This is a genomic window from Sphingobium sp. 22B, assembly GCF_001580035.1.
GTDB classification, from domain to species: Bacteria; Pseudomonadota; Alphaproteobacteria; order Sphingomonadales; family Sphingomonadaceae; genus Sphingobium; species Sphingobium fuliginis.
Window position 1 is genome coordinate 175,261 of sequence record NZ_LTAB01000006.1, and the last position, 24,540, is coordinate 199,800.

Consider the following 24,540-nt stretch of genomic DNA (forward strand, 5'->3'; position numbering starts at 1 on the left):
TCTACCTCGATTTCGGCAAAGCCGCGGTGAAGACGAGCCGAAATTCCCGGCCGACCCCCTGGTAAAGGCTGTTGGCCACCAGCGGCGTATAAATATTGAACCGATCGAACAGATTGTTGACCGTCAGGTTCAGCTTATATGGACCGTAGGTATAACCGACGGCGGCATCGAAACGAACATATTTATTCGGAAACTTCGGATAAGTGGTTATGCCGGTCAAGGAATCGGTCTTAACCAGATTGACATTGCTCTGATAGTTGCCGCCAAAGCCGATGTCGAGTTGCTGCCTGTCGCCAAGCGTGAAGGACTTCAGCAGCCAGGCATTTGCCTGATAACGCGGCGCTGAAACAAGGGGTGTTGCGCTTCTGGAGGTGGTGTAGGCAAATCCGCTCTGCAGGAACAGCGTTGGCGTGATCTTCCCACTTTGATTGATCTCGAAACCCTCCGACTTCTGCCCGGGACCGGGAATGTAAAAACCCGGATGCGCCGGATCGATCAGGGGATAATTGTTGTTGTCCTTTCGGAAATAGTCGCCGGTTACCGAAAGGCGGCCACCGAAAAGCTCCAGCTTGACGCCGGCTTCGTGCCCTGTGCTGATGGCGGCCGGAAATGGCGCCCCCTGATAGGTCCGGACCCCCAAATTAGGGGGGGTTACGGCCTTCTGATAGGTGTAATAGATCGACGCCCATTTCGTGGCGCTAAAGACCAATCCGCCGGTCGGCAGCAGCTTGCTGATGCGCTGATCCGCGTCGTTGTTGATAAGATAGGGGTAAAAGACCTGCCGACTTGTCAAATCGTACCAGGTCTGGCGCGCGCTGAGGAGGGCATGAAAGGGCCCCCAGCTTATCTGGTCCTGAACCACGAGGCCGTAATCCTTGCGGGTTGCCCGCAGCTCATTCCTGTTGGGATTGCTGCTGTCGGGAATAGACCCAAGCGAAGGAAGCGGCTGGAAGGGGACCAATGCGCTATAACCGGATGCGATCTGGTTGATCTTCTGCCACGAATAATCGAAAGCGACGATAAATTGCTGCGTGACCGATCCGGTCTCAAGCTTGGCGTAAAGGTCGCTCGATGAGCTGAACTGATAGTTTTTCGAGAAACTGTTGTTGCCCGTCACCAAGTCGATGATGCCGATGGCGCCGCCGAAATTATACTTGCCCTGATAAAGCTGGTTTTGAAGGGTCTGCTCGGCATATTGATACCGCATTCGCGATCGCAAGCGGAGCGTGAACGCCTCGGACGTGACAAGATCGCGTTCGACGCCCAGATTCTGCGACAGCGACCGGGTTTTATAATAGTTGTTATCGTTGGAAAAAATTGTCACCGGCTGAACGGTGTTTGTCGTCGGGTCTGCATAATATAGTTTGCCGTAGACAATGCGAGTGTCGTAGATTTGAGAGCTTGCGTCGATCTTCCATCCATTGTCCCGGTAACCGAAGATCGCGGAAGCCGCATAGGAATGTGGATTTTGCCCTCCATTGCTTTGCCGGTCCGCATGCTCCGACAAGCCGACAAAACGCCAATACAGCCGGTCGGATTCGGATATCGTTCCTCCGACATCCACTGAACCACGAATATAGTCGTTGCTGCCCACGCCGAAGTCGAATTGGGGAAGGCTTGTCCCCGTCGCCCTTTTCGGGTTGAGATTGACCAGGCCGCCAGCCACCGAGGTCCCGGTCAGAACGGATGACGGTCCTTTCAAAACCTCGATCGACTCCACGTCGATCGTAGGCGCGTCTCCCCCCGCAATCGAGTTTCGGAGGCCGTTGGTGAACGAAGCGCCCCGCGTGCTGTCCCCACGTGAACTGATCTGGCTCGGCGGACCTGGGGTATAAGTCACGCCCGGCAGGTTCCGAATAGCTTCGTTCAATGAAGTCGTGTTCTGGGTTGCGAGCACCGATTGCGTCACCGACACGATCGTTCCCGGCGTATCCTTCAAGGGCGTGTCGGAGCGGGTGAGAAGATTGGAGTCCTCCTTGCGAAGAGGATCGCGCCTGCCAGTGACGATGATGTCCGCGTTTCCGCCGGAGCGGGCGATACGAACCTGTCCGTTACCCGCCGTCTCGACGAACCACTTGCTGCCTGCCAGCGCCTCCCGAAGGGCTTGCGCAAGTGTCAAATTACCGCGTACAGGCCCCACGACCTGATCGAGCCCCTTGTCGGCCGCGTCAGCGAACGATACGTCAGCACCAGCGATACCGGCGATTGTCTGGATGACCTGCCGCCGCGGGCCTGCCGCAACATCGAAGTCGTAGCGCGTGACGGTCTGCCCATAAGCCTGTTGCGCGCCGCACACGGCCAGCGCCACCACAGCGGTTGTAGTTCCCCACCTCATTTCGAGTCCTCCCTTTCGTGCCTCGATGCCCGGGATCTGTTTCACCGAACATCGCAATCCAGGCTGGCATGACCATCTCCGCAGCTGCCGCGCTCCTTGCAGCGCATTTGTCGAGTTTGCGCTGAAACGGAAGAAGAAGGGGCGAGGTGACGGCGAATCGTTATCCCATCTCGGGTTGGCAGAAGCGACATTAGTTCGCCATATTTATATATTCAAGGGATTATGTTCGCTTTATATGACGAATAATCTAATTTTCTTTATCACGCGGAGTTTGCGGTGGTTTTTCGTTTCGCCGTCTCGTCGCACCGGCAGCCTTCAGCTATGGTGCCATGCCACATTCAGCGCCGATCTTGGCTGATCTATTGACCCGAAATCGCTATGCCCTCACGGCAAAATCGACGCCGGGCATTAAGGAGAGCGACGTGCACGATTTCGACCTTCACGACATCAAGATATTGGGGATTGTGCAGGATAATGCCAATGTAACGATCAAGGAGGTTGCCGAACTCGTGGGGCTGTCCCAGAATGCCTGCTGGAAGAGGATCAAATCTTTTGAAGACCGCGGCGTCATCAAGAGGCGAGTGACCGTATTAAATCCGTCTTCATTGGGGTTTCATCTGATAGCCTTTGTCAACGTCAAGGCCGCGGAGCATTCCGAGGAATGGAACACCACTTTTCAACAGGCGGTCTTAAGCATACCGCAGGTCATCGAGTTTTACAGGCTTGCCGGCAGCGTTGATTACATCATCAAGGTCCTTCTGCCCGACATTGCGGGTTTCGACTCATTCTACAAGGTGCTGACCAGCAAAGTTCGCCTCACCGAAGTTTCGACGTCCTTCGCGGTGGGGGAATATCGCAATTCAAGCGCCATTCCCCTGCCTTTGCCATTGAACACGTCTCCGGACGCGGCTGAGTAATCCATTTCGGCATGCGCTGGTTTACAGGGGCATCGTGCGTCTCAACGGTGCTCCACGATCAACCCGTGCCGCTTCAGGATCGCGCTGTTGTCGGGGTCCCGGCCGCGAAAGGCGCGGAAGCTGTCGGCCGCCGGGCGGCTGGCTCCCCTGGAGAGGACCTCGTCGCGAAACAACTCGCCGGTCGAGCGATCGACAAGGCCGGCTTCCGCGAACCTTTGAAACCCATCGGCTGCGAGTATCTCTGCCCAGAGATAGCTATAGTAGCCCGCAGCATAGCTTCCCGCGAAGATATGCGTGAATGCATGCGGGAAGCGGTGCCACGCGGGCGGGCGAACGACGGCGACCTCTTCGCGGACCGCCTCGATCACCTCCATCGGATCGGAGCCCATCGTACCCAGATGCAGCAGGATGTCGAACATCGACAACTCCACCTGCCTGACGATGAACATGCCCGACTGGAAGTGCCGGGCTACGGACAGCCTGTCGAACAGCGACTGCGGCAAAGGTTCGCCGGTCACATGATGACCCGACATGCCGGTCAACACATCGCGATCCCAGGCGAAATCCTCCATGAGCTGGCTCGGCAACTCGATCGCGTCCCACTCGAAGCCCGTCGTTCCCGCGATGCTCGGCCGATCGACCCGCGTGAAGAGGTGGTGGAGGCAATGTCCGGTCTCGTGAAGGAGCGTCAGCACATCGGTATGAGACAGCAGCGAAGGCGCCGCTTCGCTTTTCGGCGTGAAGTTGCAGACCATATAGGCGACCGGCACGCCGATCATATCGCCATCGCTCAGCCGAGGACGCGCTGGAGCCATCCACGCGCCGCCGCGCTTGCCCGTCCGCGCGTGCAGATCGAGGTACAAACCGGCAATCGCCGCGCCGCTCTCGTCGGCTACATCGAAGTAGCGGGCGTCCTCGTGCCACAGCGCGACATCCTGACGTTCGATCAGGCTGATGCCGAAAAGGCGCTTGAGGAGCGTTCCCCAACCCTGAAGAACACGCTGAACCGGAAAATATGCGCGCACCGCCTGTTCATCGACCGAGTAACGCGCCTGCCGCAAACGGTTTGCGGTGAAGCCGATGTCCCATGGCTGGAGGGTTTCGATTCCCAGTTCGGCGGCGGCATGGTCGCGCAATTCCGCAAGGTCGCGCTCTGCCACCGGCTTGGCGCGCTTCGCCAGGTCTCGCAGGAAGGCAAGAATCTCGCCGGCGTCGCTCGCCATCTTGGTGGCAAGCGACCAGTCGACCGGATCGGCGAAGCCCAACAGATGCGCTGCCTGGCGCCTCAACTCCAGAATTCGCGCGATCCTCGCGGAATTGTCGAACTGCCCGGCCTGCGGTCCCTGATCGGAGCCGCGCGTGCCATAGGCTTCGTACACACGAGCGCGAAGTTCACGATTTTCGGCGAAAGTCAGCACGGCGTTGACGCTCGGTTGCTGCAATGTGACCAGCCACCCCTCTCGTCCCATTGCGAGAGCGGCCGCACGGAACATATCCTTGTCCGTGTCGGAAATCCCGGCGAGCAGCGCTTCATCGGTCACCAGTTCGGACCAGGCATCGGTCGCGTCGAGCACGGCGCTCGCAAATTCGGTCGAAAGCCGGGACAGCTCGACCGACATCTCGGCGTAGCTTGCCCGTGCCTCTGGTTCCAGCGCCACGCCGGACAGCCTGAAATCGCGCAGGGCATGCTCGACCGCGACCTGATCGGCAGCCGGCCGTTCTGCGAAGCCGGGCGATGTGGAGAGCGCCGTCAGAACATCGAACAGATCGCGATTCTGTCGCTTGCGCATATCGGCTTCGACCAGCCTGGCCTCGCCTGCGGCATAAGCAGCGCGGAGTTCCGGCGTGTCCGCCACGGCATGCAGATGATAAACCGCCGACCAGAGCGCCTCGATCGCAACCCCAGCCCGCTCAAGCGGAAGCCATGTCTCCGTGAACGCGGTGGGCCGGTGCCGGACCAGCGCTTCGATGACCGCATCCTGCGCCGCAATGGCGACATCCAGCGCGGATCCGATCGCCTCCGGCGTGATCGCCCCGAACGGAGGCAGTTCATTCGCTTGCAGCAGCGCGTTGATCGGCATGGTACCTCTTCGAAACAGGAAGGACATGGCAGCGTGGCGCTCGGCCTGTGCCGCACGCGCCGACGCGCTCAGACAGTGACGCGCGCCCCGGGCTCCGCGGCGATGGCGTGAGGCATATGGCCTGCAAGATAGCGCTCGGCCTCCAGCGCCGCCATGCAACCCATGCCGGCGGACGTCACGGCCTGACGAAACAGCTTGTCCTGCACGTCACCGGCCGCGAATATGCCGGGCACGCTGGTGGCGGTCGAACCGGGGGTCACCAGAATATAGCCCTCCGCATCCATCGCGATCTGACCGGCGAACAGCGACGTGGCGGGATCGTGCCCGATCGCCACGAACAACCCATCGACGGCCAGCGCACGCGCTTGCCCATTACGGACATCGCGAAGCTCGACACCCGTTACGACGCGGCCATCGCCCCGGACCTCGGCCACTTCGGCATGCCAGACCATCTCGATCTTGGGATTGGCATGGAGGCGCGCCTGGTTGGTGCGGTCGGCGCGCAGTTCACCCCTGCGATGGATCAAATAGACCTTTTCAGCGAAATTGGTGAGGTACAGCGCTTCCTCGACCGCGGTGTTTCCGCCGCCCACCACGGCAACCACGCGGTCGCGATAGAAGAAGCCATCGCAAGTCGCGCAAGCGGATACGCCCGCGCCGCGATACCGCGTCTCGCTGTCGAGCCCCAGCCAGCGTGCCGACGCCCCCGTCGCGATGACGACGGTATCGCCCGTATAGCGCGCGCCGCTGTCCCCAACCGCGACGAACGGCGTTGCGGCAAGATCGACCTCAACGATCGTGTCGGAAACGACCTCCGTGCCGACATGCGCCACCTGGGCAGCCATCCGCGCCATGAGGTCGGGACCCAGCACGCTCCTGTCCCCCGGCCAGTTCTCGACATCGGTGGTGATGGTAAGCTGACCACCGGGCTGCATCCCTTCGATCAACAGGGGCTTCAGCGCGGCACGCGCCGCATAGACCGCCGCGGTGTAGCCCGCCGGCCCCGAGCCAATGATGAGCACCTTGCTATGGCGATCACGCGGCATTCCTTACCCCTTGCCAATATTCGTCAAACCAGTCGCCGCAGCCTATTACACAGTTTCATAAATAAAGAAACAGACAAGATGCCGCTGTGATCGGACCCGCCATCGCGCGATCGGCCGCTCCGCCGGGAAGTCGCCCACCGTTCCGACCCCGCAACGTCAGGCCGCCTCCCCTTTCTTCACGATCCGGCTGCGCGGGCGGCGATGGTTTTCGATTGGCGCGCGACTTCGATGCAGCCGCCAGGCGCATCGCACATGATGGGTCATGACGCTGACCGGGTCTCCAGCCTCAGCTTCTGTCCACCACCGCGAACATGGCCGCCGATCCGACATGAGCGCGCCGTGCGGGAACATCCTCGCGCCTTATCCCGGCTTCGAGCGGATCGTTGCTGCCGAAGGCGGCGACAACGATCCGCACCACAGCGGCGGTCCGCTCGTCGATCAACCGGTAAACGACGGACTTGGCATCCCGCCGCTGGGCGACGAGTTCTGCACGCCGAAGCTCGCCCAATTGTTGGCTCAGGGCCGGCTGGCCGATCCCCGTGGCGGCATCGATGGCGGCGACCGACTGTTCGCCTTGAAGAAGGGCCGTCAGGATCGCCAGTCTTTGCGGCTGGGCAAAGACGCGCAATCGCTCCACGATCTCGGTCGCTGTCGCCCGGTCGATCGGATCAGCCATGATCGGGACGCTCGCGATAAAACCAGAGCTCGTCCCCCGCCTCGCCCAGCGCGCTCCCATGTTGGGGCGCGGGCAGGAGGACCGATCGCCCGGGCCGCCATCCCTCGGGCGCCAGCACCTCTCCCGTGGCCGTCTTCTGGAGCGCGTCCAACATGCGCAGCAGCTCGTCCACGGAGCGGCCGACCGACAAGGGGTACCATATCATCGCCCGAACGATGCCGTCCGGATCGATGAAGTAGACCGCGCGCACCGACGAGCTGTCGGGGTCGCTGCGATCCACCATGCCATAGGCTTCCCCGATCGCCATCGACGGATCTTCGATGATGGGAAACGATATGGTCACGCCCAGGCGCTGGCGAATGACGTCGATCCAGGCCAGATGCGAATACAGGCTGTCGACCGAGAGCCCCAGTAGATCGCAATCGCGCCTGGCGAATTCGTCGGCCGCGCGAGCCAGCGCAATGAACTCGCTCGTGCAGACGGGCGTGAAGTCGGCCGGGTGGGCGAACAAGATCAGCCAGCGGCCACGGAAGTCGCGAAGCTGGACTTCGCCCATGGTGGTACGGGCGCGAAAATTCGGCGCCGCATCGCCGATGCGCAAAGCCGGCCGTCGCTGCACGGAGCCGGGGTCGGGAAGGCACGGGCTGGAGGTCATCACCCCTCCTACAAAAGCTTGCGGCGCGAGCAAAGAGCGGTTCGCGCGACAGGGCGCAAGTTGCGGCTATTTCCGCGATCAGGCCGCCACATGGCCATCGTCCGCCGTCAGGGCGAGGACAGCGAAGGTCGCAAGCCAGTGCTCGCCCATATAGTCGTCGGCAAGGTGGGGCAGCGCCGAACCCAGATGGATCGAGGCGATGTCCCTTATCCGTTCGGGCAGGGGCAGAAAGGGCGCCAGCGAGAACCAGCACCATGCGCGCGAAAGATTGAGCCCGTCCATATGTGCCAGCCGCCCGTCGGTTCGGTCGGTCACCGTCGCGGGGGACGTGAGGGCGCGCATATCGTCCCCGAACGGGTCCGGCATGAACGCGGCCAGCCAGCCGGCAAATCTCTCGCCGCCCACCTCGCGCATCAACATGGCTTCGCATAATGTGGGCGACAGGAAGTCCTCGCCGCTCGGCTCCCATGGCCGTGCCGCCCGGTCGCCGCCGAACCAGCCGGTCGCCCGCTCCTCGATCAGCAATGCCAGATCCGCTCTGCGGCGTCGTGCCCAGCGAAGCGCGTGCACCAGGGCAAAGGCCGTATTATCGTGCTTGCCGCTGCGCACCGGGTAGCAAAGCCGGGGCAGGTAGGCGGCAAGACGGTCAGCGATCCGTTCGGCCAAGGGCGCCAAAGCCTTCGCCCACGGCCGTGCAGGCCGGAAGGCGAGTTCGTCGTGAAGCGCGAGAAGCCATCCCCAGCCATAGGGCCGCTCGAAGGCGTCGGCCACGGGACGATCGAGCGACATGCACTCGCCCATGATCGCCTCTTGAGTCAGCGTGCCGTCGGCGAGCGCGTCGACCGCCTGGACCTCGGGAAGATGCGGGAACAGCCGGCAGAGCCGCATGACCTGCCACCAGCCATGGACGCAGCTGTGCCAATCGAAACTGCCGTAGAACGCCGGATGGAGCGAACGTGGCGTCGCCAGATCGTCCGGCGAGGCAAGTATCTGATCGAGCTTGTACGGCCATTCGCGCGTGAGATGCCCTAGCGTCAGCCGAAGGAAGCGGCCAGCCATCGCCTCGTCCAGCCTCATGGCAATCGACCAAAACCGCCGCCGCCCGGCGTCTCGACGACCAGTACGTCGCCTGTCTGCATATCGACTTCTGCCGTCGAGCCAAGCGGCTCGATATGTCCGCTGGCGCGCTCGATCCGCACGGCGCCGGCTGCGCCGTTTTTGCCGCCGTCAAGACCGAACGGAGGCACCCGATGCCGATTGGCGAGCAGGCAGGCGGTCATCGGGCGAAGGAAACGAATTCGCCGCACGGCGCCGTCGCCGCCGCGGTTCAGGCCTTCGCCGCCAGAACCGCGGCGTATCGCGAAGGCCTCGACGAGACAGGATGTCCGCCCCTCGAATATCTCGGGGTCGGTCATGCGGCTGTTGGTCATGTGGGTCTGGATCACGGATGCACCGTCAAACCCCGGTCCGGCCCCCGCACCGCCCGCGATGGTTTCATAATATTGGTACGCGTCGTCGCCCAGGGTAAGATTGTTCATCGTGCCCTGCGAAGCGGCAACCGCGCCCAGCGCCCCGAACAGCGCGTCGGTGACCACCTGGCTGGTTTCGACATTGCCGGCGACCACCGCCGCGGGATGGCACGGCTTCAGCATCGAACCTTCGGGAATATGAATGTCCACGTGACGCAGACAGCCGTCGTTGAGCGGGATCGCATCATCCAGCATCGTGCGCACGACGTACAGCACGGCTGCCCGCACGATGGCAGCAGGCGCATTGAAGTTATTTTGGCGCTGCGCACTGGTGCCTGTGAAATCGACCGACAACCGCTCCCGCTCGCGGTCGATCCTTATCTGGACCCGCACGACCGCGCCATCGTCCATCTCATAGGCGAACGCCCCATTCGCCAGCGTCGGCAAGAGCCGGCGAACCGCTGCGTCCGAATGTGCCTGGACATGCTCCATATAGGCGGTGACGACATCGGCTCCATGACTTTCGGCCATGTGAGCCAGACCCTCCGCTCCCCTTGCACAGGCGGCGAGTTGAGCGGTGAGATCAGCGATGTTCTGGTCGATATTCCGCGCCGGATACGGGCCAGCGGCAAACATCAGACGCAGTTCGGTTTCAAGGAACCGTCCCTCATCGACCACCAGGACATTGTCGAGCAGCACGCCCTCCTCCTGAAGGGTGCGACTGTTGGGCGGCATCGATCCCGGCGTCACGCCGCCCACATCGGCATGGTGACCGCGCGCGGCGACGAACCAGGTCGGCTTGTCGGCCGCTTCGTCTGCGAACACGGGCATGATGACGGTGATGTCGGGCAGATGCGTGCCGCCGCGATAGGGTGCGTTGAGCGCATAGGCGTCACCCCGGCGCATACCCCGTCCGTCGCGGCAGTCGCCACGGTCAGCGATGATCGTGCGGATGCTGTCCCCCATCGAGCCGAGATGCACCGGGATGTGCGGCGCATTGGCGACGAGATTGCCGCTGGCATCGAATAGCGCGCAGCTGAAATCCAGCCGTTCGCGGATGTTGACGGAGGTTGCCGTGCGCTGGAGCGCCGCCCCCATTTCCTCGGCTATGTTCATGAACAGCCCGGCGAAGATCGCGAGACGGACAGGATCCGCTTGCGTGGCGTCGGCCACGACCTCGTTCGTGCGGGGTTCGACGCGGTCCAGGATCAGGCTGCCCTGCGGATCGACACTGGCGCTCCATCCCGGCTCCACGACTGTCGTGGACACGGCGTCGATGATCAGGGCGGGTCCTTTCACGATCGCGCCGGCCGGCAGCCGCTCGCGCGCGTGCACCGCCGCCTCCCGCCAGGCGCCGGCCATGCGGACAGGCGCTGAATCCAGCGGCGGCGACGGCTCGCGCGGCAGGGAAACCACAGCGTCCTGGGAAACATCCGATGCCGAAATCGCCTCCGCAACCATACGGTCGACAATCAGGGCCGCGCGGGCGTCGAAGCCGAACTGCGCACGGTGCGCCGCATCGAACGCGGCGGCCATCGCGTCCGTCTCGCCGAAGGGAATCTCGATCGTATGCTCCGTATCGCCGCGACGCAGATGAACGCGCTGATCGACCTTGATCGACGCCGGATCGACACCCTGCCGCCGCAGCGCTTCGCGCGCCTGCTCGGCCAGCGCGTCCAGCGCGCTGACCAATGCTGCCCGATCGGACGCCGGCGTGCCGAGGCTCGCCTCCCGAACCTCGCGCCGGTCCGCAAGTCCCATGCCATAGGCGGACAACACCCCCGCGAGAGGATGGATCATCACGCGATCCATCGCCAGCGCATCAGCGACAAGGCAGGCATGCTGCCCGCCCGCACCGCCGAAGCACGCCAGGACATACCGGGTCACGTCATGGCCCCGCGCGACGGAAATGGTGCGGATGGCATTGGCCATGTTCGCGACCGCCACGGCGACGAACCCCTCCGCCGCGCTTGCCGGATCGAGCGGAAGCTCCGCAAATCGCGCTTCCACCACTTCGCGGTCGAGCGGAAGGTTCCCGTCGGGTCCGAACAGCGCCGGGAAATATTCCGGGCGGAGTTTCCCCAGCAGAAGGTTGCAGTCGGTGACCGTCAAGGGGCCGCCGCGCCTGTAGCAGGCAGGACCGGGCACCGCCCCGGCGCTTTCAGGCCCCACGACAAGGCGCCCGTTGTCGAGGCGGCAGATCGATCCGCCGCCCGCCGCGACGGTGTGGATGCGGAGCATCGGGACCCGAACGCGCACGCCCGCGACGATCGTCTCCGAATCCCGCTCGAACTCGCCGGCATAGTGGGAGACATCGGTCGAGGTTCCGCCCATGTCGAAGCCGATCACGCGGTCGAAGCCGGCCTGGGCCGCAGTGACCGTCATGCCGACGATGCCGCCCGCCGGGCCGGAAAGGATCGCATCCTTTCCCCGGAAAGCCCTGCCGGCAACCAGACCCCCGGAAGACTGCATGAACAGCGCCTCCCTTTCAAGGGCGGCGGTCAACCGTTCGACATAGTTCCGGACGACCGGCGACAGATAGGCGTCGGCGACGGTCGTGTCGCCGCGGCCGATGAGCTTCACCACGGGCGCGACGCGATGACTGACGGAAATCTGCGTGAATCCCTGCCGTTCCGCCAGCGCCATCAGCGCCGCCTCGTGCATCGGGAAGCGCCACCCGTGCATCAGCACGATGGCGATGGCCCTGTATCCCGCCTCGAACGCCTGCCTGAGATGCTCTGCCGCTTTCACCCTGTCCAGCGGCTGCAAGACCCGGCCGTCTTCGGCGACCCGTTCCTCGACCTCTATCGTCCGGGAAAAAAGGGGCGGCGGCCGGTGCGGATCGCGCGCGAAGATGTCGGGCCTTTCCTGATGGCCGATCAGCAACGCGTCACCAAATCCGCGCGTGATGGCCAGCACCGTCGGCTCACCCTTGCGCTCCAGCAGAGCATTGGTCGCGACCGTCGTGCCGATCCGCAGCTCGAAATCGACAGGCGCGCCTTCCGTCAGCCGCCGGATCGCTTCAACCGCGGCATCCTCGTAGCGTTCCGGGTCTTCCGACAGGAGCTTGGCCGTGACGATTTCACCGCCCGGCTTCCGCGCCACGACATCGGTGAACGTGCCGCCCCGATCGATCCAGAACCGCCAGCCAGTCATGCCGCATCCTTGCCATGTCGGCGCACGATCGGCCACAGGCGATCGCATCGCGCCCGTTCGGTGCGCCTGTTGTGGCCAGCGACGCTCATGTCAGTGCGCCATCAGCGGTCGAGCGCCAGAAACGACGCCAGCCGGGCGGCAGAAGGCGCCCAGCAAATGTCACGTTCGGCCATCCAGTCATCGTCATAATAGGTGCAGCCATAGCGGTCTCCGCTGTCGCACAGCAGCGTCACGACGCTTCCTGTTTCGCCAGCAGACGCCATTTCCCGGATCAGCGCCTCGCACGCCACCAGATTGGTTCCCGTCGAACCGCCGACCCGTCGGCCGAGCCGGTCGGACAAGGCGCGCATCGCCCCAAGGCTGTCGGCATCATCGACTGCGAGCATCCGGTCGATGACCGACGGCAGGAAACTGGGCTCCACCCGCGGCCGCCCGATCCCCTCGATGTAGGACGCGCAACCTTCGGGCAAGGCGACCACATCGGCGGCATCGAAATGGCGATGGAAGACCGAATGGAGCGGATCGGCGACGCACAGCCGGGTGGTGTGACGCTGGTAACGGATGAAGCGGCCGATCGTCGCGGAGGTTCCACCCGTTCCCGCGCCGCAAACGATCCAGGATGGAACGGGGTGTTCCTCATGCGCCATCTGCGCGAAAATCGATTCGGCGATATTGTTGTTGCCGCGCCAGTCGGTCGCCCGTTCCGCATAGGTGAACTGGTCGAGATAGTGGCCGCCGGTCTGGGCCGCCAGCTCATGCGCCACCTCATAGACCTTGCGCGGATCTTCAACCGGATGGATCTCGCCACCATAGAAGCGGATCGCCTCCAGCTTGGGCGCGGCCGTGCTGGCCGGCACGACGGCGATGAAGCGAAGCCCGAGCATGCGCGAAAAATAGGCCTCGCTCACCGCGGTCGAGCCGGAGGAAGCTTCGATCACGCACGTATCGGGCCCGATCCAGCCGCTGCAAAGCGCATAAAGGAACAGCGAACGCGCCAGCCGATGCTTCAGGCTGCCGGTGGGATGTGAGCTCTCATCCTTGAGGTAGAGGGTGATACCGGGATAGCGGGGCAGATCCAGGCGGATCAAATGCGTGTCGGCTGAGCGATTATAGTCCGCCTCGATCCGACGTACCGCCTCCGCGCGCCATTCACGAACGTCCTGCCTCATCATGCCGCGACGTTCCCGCCGGCTCGACACTTGCCGTGCAACTTATCGATCGTGCCACCAGCGGTGATTGGCGATATGCCGCTCATCAGCCCGTTCCCTCCACTTCCAGCTCCGCCAGCGAAACCCCAGCGAAATTTTCATTACACGATTCAGGTAATATTGAAAGTGTTTGCGTTCGGACAGGATCAACTACGGCTATCCAGACCACACCCCCCAAATGCGAGAGACCTCTTCCGATAGGCAGCCATTAGAATGCGAAGGCTTCGGTGATCCGCCGCTCCGCAATCAGGAAGGCGTCGGAGACAAGCCGTAGCGGCCTTATATCCACATCGCTTTGCCCCGCTGCGATCAACTCCGCGAACCGGGCGTAGAGGCGTGCATATTCCCGGTCCGCCGCAATGCTTTCCGGTTCACCGGGAAGTTGCAATATGCTGCCGCCCATGGCGAGGCGCAGGGTGCCGGCGTCGGTATCGACTTCTATGGACCAAATCTGCGGGCCGGTTTCGAGAAAGTCGAATATCGCGTGCACTGCGGCATCGCCGCAGCGCATCCTGAGGTCGGCGGCGATGGGAGACATGCGTCCTGCCGGCACATCCAGGCTGGCCTGCTCAAGCAGCAGTTCGTGCGGCAGGATCTCGGTCGCAATCGACAGGGCGTTGATGCCGGGGTCGAATACGCCGAAGCCCCCCGAACCGAGTATCCATTCCTGATCCGGATGCCAGCGGCGGATGTCTTCGCGCCAGTCGATCCGGACGGCGAGAATGCGTTTATCGGCAAGCCACGCGCGCGCTGGAGCCACACCCGCCGCCTCGCGCGAGTGCCAGGTTGCAAAGAGCGTCACGCCTGCCGCGCGCGCGGCCTGCGTCAGTGCCGCGATATGCGAAAGCGTCACCGTCGGCGGCTTTTCCAGCATGACATGCAGCCCGGCTTCCATGGCGGTCAGCGCCTGTGCATAGCGCCCATCCGGCGGCGTGCAGAGTGAAACCGCGTCCAGTCGGCAGGCTCCGATCATATCCTCAATGTCATGATAGCCGTCGATCCCCTCCACGCGGCCCTGACGACTGGCAGTGGCGGCAAGGCGGAAGCGGCGGTCGGCGGCGATGGCGGGCAGATGCTGGTCCCTGGCGATCTTGCCGATGCCCACGAGACCCAATCGGACAGGCTCCACGGTAAATCCTCTTGTCTGGACAGGATGCAGGCTGAACGCCTGGCCGGCCATTGGCGCTGGTCTAGGGCAACCGATCCTCGATAAGGAGGAGCACATCGCCAATGATCCGCCGCATGGCGATCCGCGCCCCGTCGGGATCGTGCAGGACGATGGCATCGCGCACCTTGGCATGCTCGACGACGTCGGCGGTGCGGCCCTTGATACGATTGGTGAAGCGGATCGAGGTGCGCAACGCGGTACTCACCACGTCCCGCAACTGGATGTAGAAGGGGTTTTTCGACGCGCGGAGCACGGCGACATGAAAGGCGATATCCGCTTCCAGCGGGTCATCCAGCCCGTTTTCCGCCGCCTGCATACGCTGCAGGCCATCGTCGATGCGCTTGACATCGTCCTCCCCCGCGACTCGCGCGGCCAGGGCGGCCGCCTCCGGCTCCACCGCCACGCGCAGCTCGTTGAACTGGCGCAGCAGGTTCACCGAAAGCTGGCGTTCCAGCATCCAGCGCAGCACGTCGGTATCGAACAGATTCCATGAGGAGGTCGGCTGCACGGTCGTGCCCTGGCGCGGGCGGGCGCTCAGCAGGCCCTTGGCGGTGAGCATCTTGACCGCTTCCCGCGTGACGGAGCGGCTGACGCCATGCTGCTTGGCAAGTTCCCCCTCGGTGGGGAAGACGACATCGTCGAACCGGCCGGTAACGATGGCGCGGCCGATGCTGTCGAGCAGGCCATAGGTCAGATTGCGGCCAAGCTGCGCTGCCGGTTCGTCCACGATGAGATGAGATGCCTCTGCCAAGACGCTGTCCTTGTCCTTACCCGCTCCGATGCCATGGCAATCCATGTTAATGCCCGCTCCAGCCCAGGCAAGGTCCTTTCATATGATAAGTCAATTCATATGATAATTCCGACAGGCATTGGACGCCCCTTTGCGCACCTCTATGGGCCGGATCGTGCCGCAGGCGAGCGCGGCACGAGCACGGGCGCCTCTCACTTGCGGTTCGGAAACGCCTTCACCAGCCTATCATATTGCTCCTTGCTGATCTCGACCATGGAGCCGTGGCGCAGCCCGGCGGGCATCTCATAACGGTTCCATTCCGGCACGCCCGAATTGCCCGAGACCTGGAACCAGGGGCCCGTCAGGCGCGGCGCCTTGGACAGGCCATAGCTCGTTCCCGCATATTGCTCATAGTACATCAGCCAATCCTCGCCGTTCGGCGCGCGGATGACGGTCGGCGCTTCGCGGAAATTGGGGCTGACCGGCGGTCCCGGCGGCGGATAGGGACCAAGCAGGTCCTTGGCGCAGGAGATGCGCACCGTCTTGCCGGTGGTCCAGTTGTAGCTGGGATAGCGCTCATCCTTCACGATAGCGCAATAGGCGCTGCCGTCCGCCTCCGGCCGGATGAAGGTGTCGATCGTCGCCATGTCCCAGTCGAACAGGCGGCGCGGCGGCTTTGCGAAGCGCTTGAGATCGGGCGAGAGGACGTAGAGCGTGCGCTGGCTCGCCCAATAACGCTCCGGGTCTTCGGGAACGCCGGGGATGGTGGCGGTGTGCCACGTCAGCAGGAACTGGCCCGACGGCTTGTCGAAGAACAGCTTGGGCGCGCCGATCCGCTGCATGGCGTGCGGCAGGCCGGGGATGTTCGACAGGTCGGGACGATAGGTGCCATAGGGTTTCCAACCGACCAGATCGTCGGAGACCCAGAAGCGGATATAGGGGTCTTCGTCGCTCTTGTTGCCGACCAGATAATAGCGCCCGTCGCCCCCGCGCGCGATCGAGGCGTGGCCGTGATAATCCTCCGACACCGGCCTGCCGCCGTTGATCTGCTCCCAGTGCAGCCCGTCCCGGCTGACCGAATAATAGAGCACGCCATAGCGCTCCTTGGTCATGTGGGCGAAGAGATAGGCCTTGTCCGGATCGACATAGGGCGTCTCAGGCGCGCCGGGCACGACCTCGGCGCGCACCGGTTTCGACTGGGCTGCGGCGGGAATTTGCATGAATGAAAGCGTGATGGCGGCCGATGCCGCAGCAAGCGCGAAAAGCGATTTGCCCCGAGCCAATTTCCGTCTCCCTTGATTGTTCGGCGGAAGATAGACCTCTCCATCGAAATATTGTCAAGATTGATATTATAAATATGTGTTTTATGAAGAAGCAGATCAGCAGGCCCGGATCGCGCGATTCGCGGCCATGCGACCGGCACGTCCGTTGCTGGAAGATTGGGGAGACGAGATGGGACTGGCGACGATCGACATCAGCGTGGTCGTGATCTACGCGATCGGCATATTCGGCCTCGCGCAATGGGTCAGCCGCGACAAGGCGGGGGCCGGGCCGAAAAATTCGACCGACTATTTCCTGGCGTCGAAGAACCTGCCCTGGTGGGCCATCGGCGCCTCGCTGATCGCGGCGAACATCTCGGCGGAGCAGATCGTCGGCATGTCCGGTTCGGGCTATGCCATCGGCCTCGCCATCGCTTCCTATGAATGGATGGCGGCGGCGACGCTGCTGATCGTCGGCAAATTCTTCCTGCCGATCTTCCTGCGCAACGAGATCTACACCATGCCGCAGTTCCTGGAGCGGCGCTACGGCAACGGCATCCGGACGCTGATGGCGATATTCTGGCTGGTCCTCTATGTCTTCGTGAACCTGACCAGCATCATCTGGCTCGGATCGGTCGCGGTGATGAAGGTGGCGGGCGTGAACCAGGACGTGGCGCTGGTCGCGCTCGGCGTCTTCGCCTTGCTCTACCAGCTTCGCGGCGGGCTGAAGGCGGTGGCGCTGACCGACATCGTGCAGGTGACGCTGCTGGTTCTGGGCGGCCTCGTCATCGCCGTGCTGACGCTGGGCGAGATCGGCGGGGGAGAAGGCGTCATCGCCGGTTTCTCGCGCCTGGTCGAACGCGCGCCCGACCATTTCCACATGATCCTCCAGAAAGGCGACCCGCATTATATGGACCTGCCCGGCCTTTCGGTGCTGATCGGCGGCATGTGGATCGCGAACCTCAGCTATTGGGGCTTCAACCAATATATCATCCAGCGCGCCCTGGCGGCGAAATCGGTGGACGAAGCGCAGCGCGGCATGCTGTTCGCGGCCTTCCTGAAGCTCATCATGCCGATCATCATCGTGCTGCCGGGCATCGCCGCCGTCGTCCTGGCGCCCGACCTCGCCAAGCCGGACGAAGCCTATCCGACGATGATGCGGCTGCTGCCGCCGGGCCTGTTGGGCCTCGTCTTCGCGGCGCTGGTGGCGGCGATCATCGCCTCCACCGCGTCGAAGATCAATTCGATCGCCACCATCTTCACCCTCGACGTCTGGGCGAAGTTCCGCAGGATGGAGGAACCCGGCGAAAGGCGGGAACGCCATCTGGTGCTGGTGGGCCGCGTCGCCGCCGCGATCGCGATCCTCATCGCCATCCTCACCGCCCGCCCACTGGTCGGCTCCAGCGAACAGGCGTTCCAGTTCATCCAGGAATTCACCGGCTTCTTCACGCCGGGCATCACCGTGATCTTCCTGCTCGGCCTGTTCTGGCGGCGCGCCAATGAGCCGGGCGCGATCACGGCGGCGGTGGCATCGGTGGCGCTGTCCTGGGGCTTCAAGCTCTGGGCGCCGGGCGTCGCCTTCCTCGACCGCATGGGCCTTGTCTTCCTCGCGGCGCTGGCGCTGGCGGTCGCCGTCTCCCTCGCCACCCCGGCGCGGCGCGACAAGGACAGCATAGCGACCGGCGACGTGCGCTACGCCACCTCGACCGGGTTCAATGCAGGAGCGATCGCGGTGATTCTGGTGCTTTGCGTCCTCTACGCGGTGTTCTGGTGAGCGGCGCGGCGTTCATCGCGGTCGATTGGGGCACGACCAACCGCCGCGCCTATCTGATCGAGGGTGGCGAGGTCGTCGCCACCGAGCGCGACGATATGGGCATCCTCTCCGTTCCGCCGGGCGGCTTTCCCGCCGCCGTGGCGGGGCTGCGCGAGCGCCATGGCGGGCTGCCGATGCTGCTCGCGGGCATGGTCGGCTCCAACCGGGGATGGCATGATGCGGGCTATGTGCCCGTTCCGGCCTCGCTCGCGGACCTTGCGGCGCGCCTCGTCTCGCCCGCAGAAGGCGTCGCCATCGTGCCGGGCGTCTGCCGCGACGGCGACGAGCGGCAGGACGTCATGCGCGGCGAGGAAGTGCAGCTTCTGGGCGCAGTCGCGGCGGGGCTGGCTCCCGGCGACGCGCTGCTGTGCCAGCCGGGCACCCATGCCAAATGGGCGCTCATGAAGGACGGCGCGCTTGCCGACTTCACCACCGCCATGACCGGCGAGATGTTCGCGCTGCTGAAGGGGCATGCGCTGATCGGCAGCGAAATGACCGGCGAGGTCGACGCGGATGCGGATTTCCGCAAGGGCGTCGAAGCCAGCGCCGACCGGGACCTGCTTTCCGCCCTGTTCGGCGTGCGCGCCGCGGCGGTGCTGGGCGGACGCGCGCCCGGCGCGGCGGCCGCCTATGTCAGCGGCCTGCTGCTCGGCAGCGACTGCCGGGCCCGGATCACGCAGCCGGGGCAGCAGGTCCATCTGCTTGCCGACGGCCTGCTTGCGCGACTTTATTCCGCCGCCATCGCCATCGCCGGGGGACAGGCTGTCGTCGTCGACAGCCATGCTTCCTTCGTCGCCGGCATCACCCGCATCTGGGACATCAAAGCATGATCGATTTTTCCGACGCCTTCTCCCAACTCCCACTGGTCGCCATCCTGCGCGGCATCCGCCCCGATGAGGTGGAGGCCGCCGCCGACGCGCTGGTCGAGGCGGGCTTTCGCCTGATCGAAGTGCCGCTCAATTCGCCCGATCCGCTGCTCAGCATCGAAAGGCTGGCGCGCCGCGTCGGGGATGCCGCCATCGTCGGCGCGGGCACCGTGCTGACCGTCGATCAGGTGGCGCAGGTGCAGGATGCGGGCGGGGCGATGGTGGTTTCGCCCAACACCGACATCGCCGTCATTGCCGAAACCGCCAAGCGCGGCATGGTCTCGCTGCCCGGCTATTTCACGCCCAGCGAAGCCTTTGCCGCGCTGGCGGCGGGCGCGAGCGGGCTCAAGCTGTTCCCGGCGGAGGCGGCGACCCCCGCCGTGGTCAAGGCGCAGCGGGCGGTGCTGCCCAAGGAGGTGCCGCTCTTGGTCGTTGGCGGCATCACGCCGGCCAATATGGAACCCTGGCGTCAGGCAGGCGCGGACGGTTTCGGGCTGGGATCGGCGCTGTACCGCATAGGCGCCACCACGGAAGAGATCGCCGCCAGCGCCCGCGCCTTCGCGCAAGGCTGGGCCGGACTGGAGGACCGCTCATGATCCGCGCCTTCGCTCCCCTTACGCTCACTCCCCTGACTCTGGCCGCCCTGCTGGCGCTTGGCGGCTGCGCCACCGCCAGCACGCAGCAGGCCGCCCCGACGCTCGCCAATCCGCTGCTGTCGAGCGGGCCTGACCCGTGGATCGTCCATCATGGCGCGACCTTCTATTTCCTCGGGACCAAGGGCGACCGCATCGCCATCCGCCAGACCGACGATCTCGCGAAACTGGCCGACGCGCCCGAACATGTGATCTGGACCCCGCCCGCCAGCGGCCTCAATGCGATCTCGATCTGGGCGCCGGAACTGCACCGGCTCGACGGCAAATGGTATGTCTATTACACCGCCGCGGAGGCCGGGCATGATGACGACGCCCATCGCGGCGTCTTCGTGCTGGAAAATGCCAACGCCGATCCGCTGAAAGGCGAATGGATCGATCGCGGGCGCGTCAACACGCGCATGACCGGGCTGGACGGCACGGTGTTCGAGCATGGCGGCAAGCGCTATTTCGTCTATTCGGCCTATGACGGGCCGGACAGCGTGCTCGCCATCGCACCGATGACCAATGCATGGACGCTCGGCCCCGGCGAAACGGTGATCGCGCGCCCCGACCAGCCGTTCGAGCGTCAGGGCGGGCGGCAGATATTGGAAGGCCCGGAATTTCTGCCCGGCCCCAAGGGCGACCTGTTCCTCACCTATTCGGCCAGCGCCTGCTGGTCGGACGATTATGCGCTCGGCCTGCTTCACGCCCGGCCCGGCAGCGATCCCATGAACCCGGCGAGCTGGACCAAGGCGCCCCGCCCGGTGCTGGCCAAGGCGCCGCAGAACAATGTCTATGCGACCGGCCATAACGGCTTCTTCACGACCGATGGCGGCAGGCAGACATGGATCGTCTATCACGCCAATGACGGGGCGGACCGGAAATGCACCGCCGCCCGCTCCCCCCGCGTGCAGCGCATGGAATGGAGCAGCGACGGGATGCCGATCTTCCCTGTGCCCTCGCGCGCAGGCGAAGCTGTGGCAGCCCCAAAGCCGTGAAGAAGCTGCGGATTCTCCGCCCGGATCAGTTTGCCGGGCGGAGCGCCGAAAGATCCACCGCATCCCCCATGGCGCGCAGACCCGCGTCATTGGGGTGGAGGTGGTCGCCCGGATCATAGTCGGGCCGCAGGTCGGCGGGCGAGGCCGGATCGCGCACCGCCGCGTCGAAATCGACGACATCGTCGAAAATCGCCCCGGTCCGGATCGCGGCGTTCACCGCCTGCCGCGTCCGCTCCTTGGCGGGCGACATATAGCCCGCATGAAGCGCGGGCGTCATGGTCCCGCCGATCACCCTGATGCCCAGCGCATGGGCCCGCGCCACGAACTGGCGATAGCCCTGGACGAGCTGGTCGGGCGCCGTCGCCTCCGGACCGCTGTCCTTGCCCGCGCCGATGTCGTTTATGCCCTCCAGGAAGATTACATGGGTGACGTTGGGCACGCTCGCCACGTCGCGCCAGAAGCGGTCGAGCGCGGAGGTCGCCCGGCCCCAGCGCAGCACGCGGTTGCCACTGATGCCCATGTTGACGACGCCGCAGCGCCGGGCAGAGGGCAGCGCCGCCAGACGCTCGGCCAGACGACCCGGCCAGCCGCGGGTCTGCGGCGAAAGGCCAAGGAAGCCGTCGGTGATCGAATCCCCGAAGGCGACCACGGTGCAGGGCGCCCGCTTTGCCCGCACCGACGCGAGCGAGAGATAGGATCGCACCTTGATCGGCGTGAATAGCGGCTCGGCCCCGGCGGGCGCGAACGCCATCTCCAGCCCCAGATTGGTGCGCGCCGGCCGCGTCGGCGTCATGAAGGTGACGCTGACGATCACGTCCTGCCCGACACGGAACGGCGCGGCCAGCGGATCGCTGACGACCGTATGTCCTTCGGGCAGCGCGATCCCCGACTGGCCTGAGAAAGTGAGCGGGCGGAGCGGATGGGCGCCGATCTCCGTGCCGGTGGCGGCCGAAGGATCGGCAATGCCGACCGCCGCGATCGCCAGCGGCCTGTCCCCTTCCGCATTGCTGAAACTGAGCTGCAAGGCGTCGCCCGCCTGCGTCAGCCTTACCCGGTACCGATAGGTGCCGGGCGGCTGTTCGGGCTCGCGGGCATCGCTGTCGGCCGGAGCATAGCCCCATGCCCCTGCCCACACCGACGCGGCATGGGCGGGAACGGACAGCGCAAGACCGCAGAGAGCGGCCACTAGCGGGACGGTGCGCATGCAGCTCTCTCCTCGAACCGGCTGACCGGCTGACCGGCTTATTTCTTCGCGGGCACCACGCCCTTGGGCGCCTTGGCCAGCGAACGTATCAGGTCGGTTTCGGCCTGGCGATAGGGCGTGCCGTCGTTGCGGAAGACCTCATGGAACCAGATGGTCGGCTCATCCTGCGTATAGGGTTTTTTCCAGCTATCCCAGGGCAGGCGGGTCTGCGTCCTGCCGTCGACGAAGCCCCAGTTCATCATCGCCACATTCTCGCGCTTGCCGATCGGCAGCGATCCGTCGAAGGTCGAGCCATTGCCCCGCGCCATATATTCGGTGCACAGGATCGGGCGGCCATAGACCTTGAGCTGGTTCACGCGGTCCTGGAATTTCTCCGGCCAGTTATAGTCGTGGAAGGAGATCACGTCCGACTGACCGAGTTGCAGCTTCTCCATCGGCGTCAACGCGCTTTCGGTCTTCCAGTCGTCATGCTGCCACACGCCCGAGGTGAGCGGCTGCGTCGGGTCCACGTCGCGCGCCCAGCCATAGACTTTGGTGAGCAGCGCCAGGACCAGGGGTTGCTTGCCTTCCTGGCCCTTATACTGGTCGGCGCCATTGTCGGGCTCGTTCCACAGATCCCAGCCAAGCACACGGTCGTCCTTGGCAAAGGCGCCGACGACGCCCTGCACATAGGCCTTCAGGCGCGGTTCCTGCGCGGGGTCGCGCAGCGCGGGCAGGCCGGGGCTCTGGACCCAGCCGGAATTATGGACGCCGGGGATGGGCGGGCGCTGCGGCCCCAGCACCGGATTGGGGTCCCAGCAACTGTCGAACAGCACGAACAGCGGCTTGATCCTGTGCTTCGCCGCGATCGTCAGAAACTGGTCGATGCGCTTCCTGAAACCCTCGGCATCCTGCTGCCAGAGCTGATCGTGCAGGAACACGCGCATCGTGTTCATGCCGATGCCCTCCGCAAGGCCCAGTTCGTGATCGATGCGCACCGGGTCCCATGTCTCCGCCTGCCACATCTCAAGTTGGTTGATGGCGTTGGCGGGCGCATAGTTGGAACCGACCAGCCAGGGCTGCTTGGCATACCACGCCTTGGCTTCCACAGGCGTCCATTGCGGGCGCGCATCGGCGGGCATGGCGGTCAGCGCGGCGACGGAGGCCAGCAGGCAGGTGGTGAGAGCTTTCACGAACAGTCCCCTCTATTGTGCGACGAAGAATTTGTAGGTCATGACATTCCGGTAGGTCTTGCCCGGATCGAGGCGGACCGACGGAAATTGCGGCTGGTTCGGGCTATCCGGGAAAAGCTGCGGCTCGAACACCAGCGAGTCGCCCTCGCGGTAGATCTGCCCGCCCTTGCCGACGATCGTGCCGTCCATGAAATTGCCCGAATAAAATTGCAGGCCCGGCTGGTTCGACCAGAGTTCGAAGCCGCGGCCGGACGCCGGTTCGGTGACGCGGGCCATCAGATGCTGGTCTTTGGTGACGGCGTTTCCGACGACCCAATTATGGTCATAACCGCGCCCGTAGCGGATCTGCTCGTCGCCGCCTTCGCGCACCCGCGCGCCGACCGGGCTGGGCTGGCGGAAATCGAACACGGTGCCCGCGACGCTGCGGTGCTGGCCGAGCGGAATGGAGGTCGCGTCGGTGGGCGTGAAGCGATCCGCCGGAATGGTCAGCACATGATCCATCGCCGTGCGGCCCGGCCCTGCGAGGTTCCAATAGGCATGGTTGGAAATGTTGACCACGGTCGGCCTGTCGGTCGTCGCGGTATAGCTGATCGTCAGATTGCCCTGCTCATCCAGCGTGTAGGTCGCGTCGGTGGTCAGCGTGCCGGGATAGCCCTGATCGCCGTCGGGGCTGACATAACGCATGGTGACACTGGCCGATCCACCGGATTTCCGGCCCTGCTTCACCTCGCGGATGGTCCAGACGACCTTGTCGAAGCCCTTCGTCCCGCCATGCAACGAATTGGGGCCGTTGTTGACCGGGACCGCATAGGCCTTGCCGTCGAGGCTGAACCGGCCCTTGGCGATGCGGTTGGCGACCCGGCCCACCGTCGCGCCGAAGAACTGGCCGTCCTTCGCATAGCCTTCCAGGCTGTCATAGCCGACCGCGATGTCCACGGCCTTGCCGTCGCGGCCCGGCATCATCACCGACTGGATCGACGCGCCCAGCGTCATCACGCGCACCGACATGCCCTTGGCGTTGGTGAGCGTCACCGCCTCTACCGCCGTGCCGTCCGGCATCCGGCCGAAGGTCTCGCGCCGGGCCTCGGCCGCCAAAGCGGAAGTCGACACCGCGCCCAGCAGGGCGACGGCGGTCATGGTCCTCAGCATCGTCTC

19 protein-coding genes are annotated in these 24,540 nt (G+C 64.5%); 5 read left to right on the plus strand and 14 right to left on the minus strand.

All coding sequences use genetic code 11. The annotated features are described in order from the left end of the window. Position 1: 1 nt before the first annotated feature. The gene (locus A0J57_RS08120; protein WP_153017830.1) at positions 2–2,380 is read right to left on the minus strand and encodes a TonB-dependent siderophore receptor; all 2,379 of its coding nucleotides are present in this window, start codon (positions 2,378–2,380) and stop codon (positions 2–4) included. Between the two features lie 377 nt (positions 2,381–2,757). Between A0J57_RS08120 and A0J57_RS08125 the strand changes: the two genes are divergently transcribed. Further along, positions 2,758–3,252 (plus strand): Lrp/AsnC family transcriptional regulator, encoded by a 495-nt coding sequence (locus A0J57_RS08125; protein ID WP_061936961.1) that lies wholly within the window; start codon positions 2,758–2,760, stop codon positions 3,250–3,252. 41 nt (positions 3,253–3,293) lie between these two features. On the opposite strand, the gene A0J57_RS08130 is transcribed toward A0J57_RS08125, so the two are convergent. The 10 genes from A0J57_RS08130 to A0J57_RS08175 all read right to left on the minus strand — a co-directional run bounded on the left by A0J57_RS08130 (position 3,294) and on the right by A0J57_RS08175 (position 16,724). Further along, positions 3,294–5,333 (minus strand): M3 family metallopeptidase, encoded by a 2,040-nt coding sequence (locus A0J57_RS08130; protein ID WP_061936964.1) that lies wholly within the window; start codon positions 5,331–5,333, stop codon positions 3,294–3,296. A 68-nt stretch (positions 5,334–5,401) separates the two neighbouring features. Further along, a complete protein-coding gene (gene trxB, locus A0J57_RS08135) occupies positions 5,402–6,379 on the minus strand; it encodes a thioredoxin-disulfide reductase (RefSeq protein ID WP_061936967.1) in 978 nt (325 codons plus the stop codon). A gap of 286 nt (positions 6,380–6,665) precedes the next feature. Beyond that, the gene (locus A0J57_RS08140) at positions 6,666–7,055 is read right to left on the minus strand and encodes a helix-turn-helix transcriptional regulator (RefSeq protein WP_061936970.1); all 390 of its coding nucleotides are present in this window, start codon (positions 7,053–7,055) and stop codon (positions 6,666–6,668) included. Further along, on the minus strand, positions 7,048–7,710 hold the full coding sequence (locus A0J57_RS08145; RefSeq protein WP_025550088.1) for a peroxiredoxin: 663 nt from the start codon (positions 7,708–7,710) through the stop codon (positions 7,048–7,050). The genes A0J57_RS08140 and A0J57_RS08145 overlap by 8 nt, the downstream gene beginning before the upstream one ends. A gap of 78 nt (positions 7,711–7,788) precedes the next feature. Continuing rightward, positions 7,789–8,769 carry a DUF2891 domain-containing protein gene (locus tag A0J57_RS08150; protein ID WP_235600813.1) on the minus strand — a complete coding sequence of 327 codons (981 nt, stop codon included), beginning with the start codon at positions 8,767–8,769 and terminating at the stop codon, positions 7,789–7,791. Between the two features lie 14 nt (positions 8,770–8,783). Further along, on the minus strand, positions 8,784–12,335 hold the full coding sequence (locus tag A0J57_RS08155; protein ID WP_061936976.1) for a hydantoinase B/oxoprolinase family protein: 3,552 nt from the start codon (positions 12,333–12,335) through the stop codon (positions 8,784–8,786). 101 nt (positions 12,336–12,436) lie between these two features. Continuing rightward, positions 12,437–13,507: a PLP-dependent cysteine synthase family protein gene (locus tag A0J57_RS08160; RefSeq protein ID WP_061936979.1), complete on the minus strand. Its 1,071-nt coding sequence runs from the start codon at positions 13,505–13,507 to the stop codon at positions 12,437–12,439. 244 nt (positions 13,508–13,751) lie between these two features. Beyond that, on the minus strand, positions 13,752–14,672 hold the full coding sequence (locus A0J57_RS08165; RefSeq protein ID WP_235600814.1) for a Gfo/Idh/MocA family protein: 921 nt from the start codon (positions 14,670–14,672) through the stop codon (positions 13,752–13,754). Positions 14,673–14,733: 61 nt separating this feature from the next. Then, positions 14,734–15,462 carry a FadR/GntR family transcriptional regulator gene (locus A0J57_RS08170; RefSeq protein ID WP_226870331.1) on the minus strand — a complete coding sequence of 243 codons (729 nt, stop codon included), beginning with the start codon at positions 15,460–15,462 and terminating at the stop codon, positions 14,734–14,736. A gap of 191 nt (positions 15,463–15,653) precedes the next feature. Beyond that, positions 15,654–16,724, minus strand: coding sequence for a family 43 glycosylhydrolase (locus tag A0J57_RS08175; protein WP_235600815.1), 1,071 nt, complete (start codon positions 16,722–16,724; stop codon positions 15,654–15,656). 169 nt (positions 16,725–16,893) lie between these two features. On the opposite strand from A0J57_RS08175, the gene A0J57_RS08180 reads away from it, so the two are divergent. From A0J57_RS08180 to A0J57_RS08195, 4 genes are read left to right on the plus strand one after another with little or no spacing between them, the layout of a single operon-like run. Next, entirely contained in the window at positions 16,894–18,474 is a 1,581-nt protein-coding gene (locus A0J57_RS08180) for a sodium/solute symporter (protein ID WP_061937177.1), read from the plus strand. Beyond that, on the plus strand, positions 18,471–19,343 hold the full coding sequence (locus A0J57_RS08185; protein WP_201030927.1) for a 2-dehydro-3-deoxygalactonokinase: 873 nt from the start codon (positions 18,471–18,473) through the stop codon (positions 19,341–19,343). Before A0J57_RS08180 ends, A0J57_RS08185 begins: the two co-directional genes overlap by 4 nt. Continuing rightward, positions 19,340–19,975: a 2-dehydro-3-deoxy-6-phosphogalactonate aldolase gene (locus A0J57_RS08190; RefSeq protein WP_025550081.1), complete on the plus strand. Its 636-nt coding sequence runs from the start codon at positions 19,340–19,342 to the stop codon at positions 19,973–19,975. Before A0J57_RS08185 ends, A0J57_RS08190 begins: the two co-directional genes overlap by 4 nt. After that, complete coding sequence (locus A0J57_RS08195; protein WP_061936988.1) at positions 19,972–21,009, plus strand: family 43 glycosylhydrolase; 1,038 nt, start codon at positions 19,972–19,974, stop codon at positions 21,007–21,009. Before A0J57_RS08190 ends, A0J57_RS08195 begins: the two co-directional genes overlap by 4 nt. Positions 21,010–21,034: 25 nt before the next feature. Here the strand turns inward: A0J57_RS08195 and A0J57_RS08200 are convergent, their stop codons facing one another. From A0J57_RS08200 to A0J57_RS08210, 3 genes are read right to left on the minus strand one after another with little or no spacing between them, the layout of a single operon-like run. Further along, positions 21,035–22,213, minus strand: coding sequence for an SGNH/GDSL hydrolase family protein (locus A0J57_RS08200; protein ID WP_061936991.1), 1,179 nt, complete (start codon positions 22,211–22,213; stop codon positions 21,035–21,037). Between the two features lie 38 nt (positions 22,214–22,251). Continuing rightward, positions 22,252–23,385, minus strand: coding sequence for a cellulase family glycosylhydrolase (locus tag A0J57_RS08205; RefSeq protein ID WP_025550078.1), 1,134 nt, complete (start codon positions 23,383–23,385; stop codon positions 22,252–22,254). A gap of 12 nt (positions 23,386–23,397) precedes the next feature. After that, a complete protein-coding gene (locus A0J57_RS08210; RefSeq protein WP_061936994.1) occupies positions 23,398–24,534 on the minus strand; it encodes an aldose epimerase family protein in 1,137 nt (378 codons plus the stop codon). Between the last annotated feature and the right edge of the window lie 6 nt (positions 24,535–24,540).

Coding starts and splice junctions, on each gene's coding strand:
- A0J57_RS08130 (WP_061936964.1), bottom strand. CDS start 5,333: ATGCCGATCAACGCGCTGCTGCAAGCGAATGAACTGCCTCCGTTCGGG.
- trxB (WP_061936967.1), bottom strand. CDS start 6,379: ATGCCGCGTGATCGCCATAGCAAGGTGCTCATCATTGGCTCGGGGCCG.
- A0J57_RS08140 (WP_061936970.1), bottom strand. CDS start 7,055: ATGGCTGATCCGATCGACCGGGCGACAGCGACCGAGATCGTGGAGCGA.
- A0J57_RS08145 (WP_025550088.1), bottom strand. CDS start 7,710: ATGACCTCCAGCCCGTGCCTTCCCGACCCCGGCTCCGTGCAGCGACGG.
- A0J57_RS08150 (WP_235600813.1), bottom strand. CDS start 8,769: ATGGCTGGCCGCTTCCTTCGGCTGACGCTAGGGCATCTCACGCGCGAA.
- A0J57_RS08155 (WP_061936976.1), bottom strand. CDS start 12,335: ATGACTGGCTGGCGGTTCTGGATCGATCGGGGCGGCACGTTCACCGAT.
- A0J57_RS08160 (WP_061936979.1), bottom strand. CDS start 13,507: ATGATGAGGCAGGACGTTCGTGAATGGCGCGCGGAGGCGGTACGTCGG.
- A0J57_RS08180 (WP_061937177.1), top strand. CDS start 16,894: ATGGGACTGGCGACGATCGACATCAGCGTGGTCGTGATCTACGCGATC.
- A0J57_RS08190 (WP_025550081.1), top strand. CDS start 19,340: ATGATCGATTTTTCCGACGCCTTCTCCCAACTCCCACTGGTCGCCATC.
- A0J57_RS08195 (WP_061936988.1), top strand. CDS start 19,972: ATGATCCGCGCCTTCGCTCCCCTTACGCTCACTCCCCTGACTCTGGCC.
- A0J57_RS08200 (WP_061936991.1), bottom strand. CDS start 22,213: ATGCGCACCGTCCCGCTAGTGGCCGCTCTCTGCGGTCTTGCGCTGTCC.
- A0J57_RS08210 (WP_061936994.1), bottom strand. CDS start 24,534: ATGCTGAGGACCATGACCGCCGTCGCCCTGCTGGGCGCGGTGTCGACT.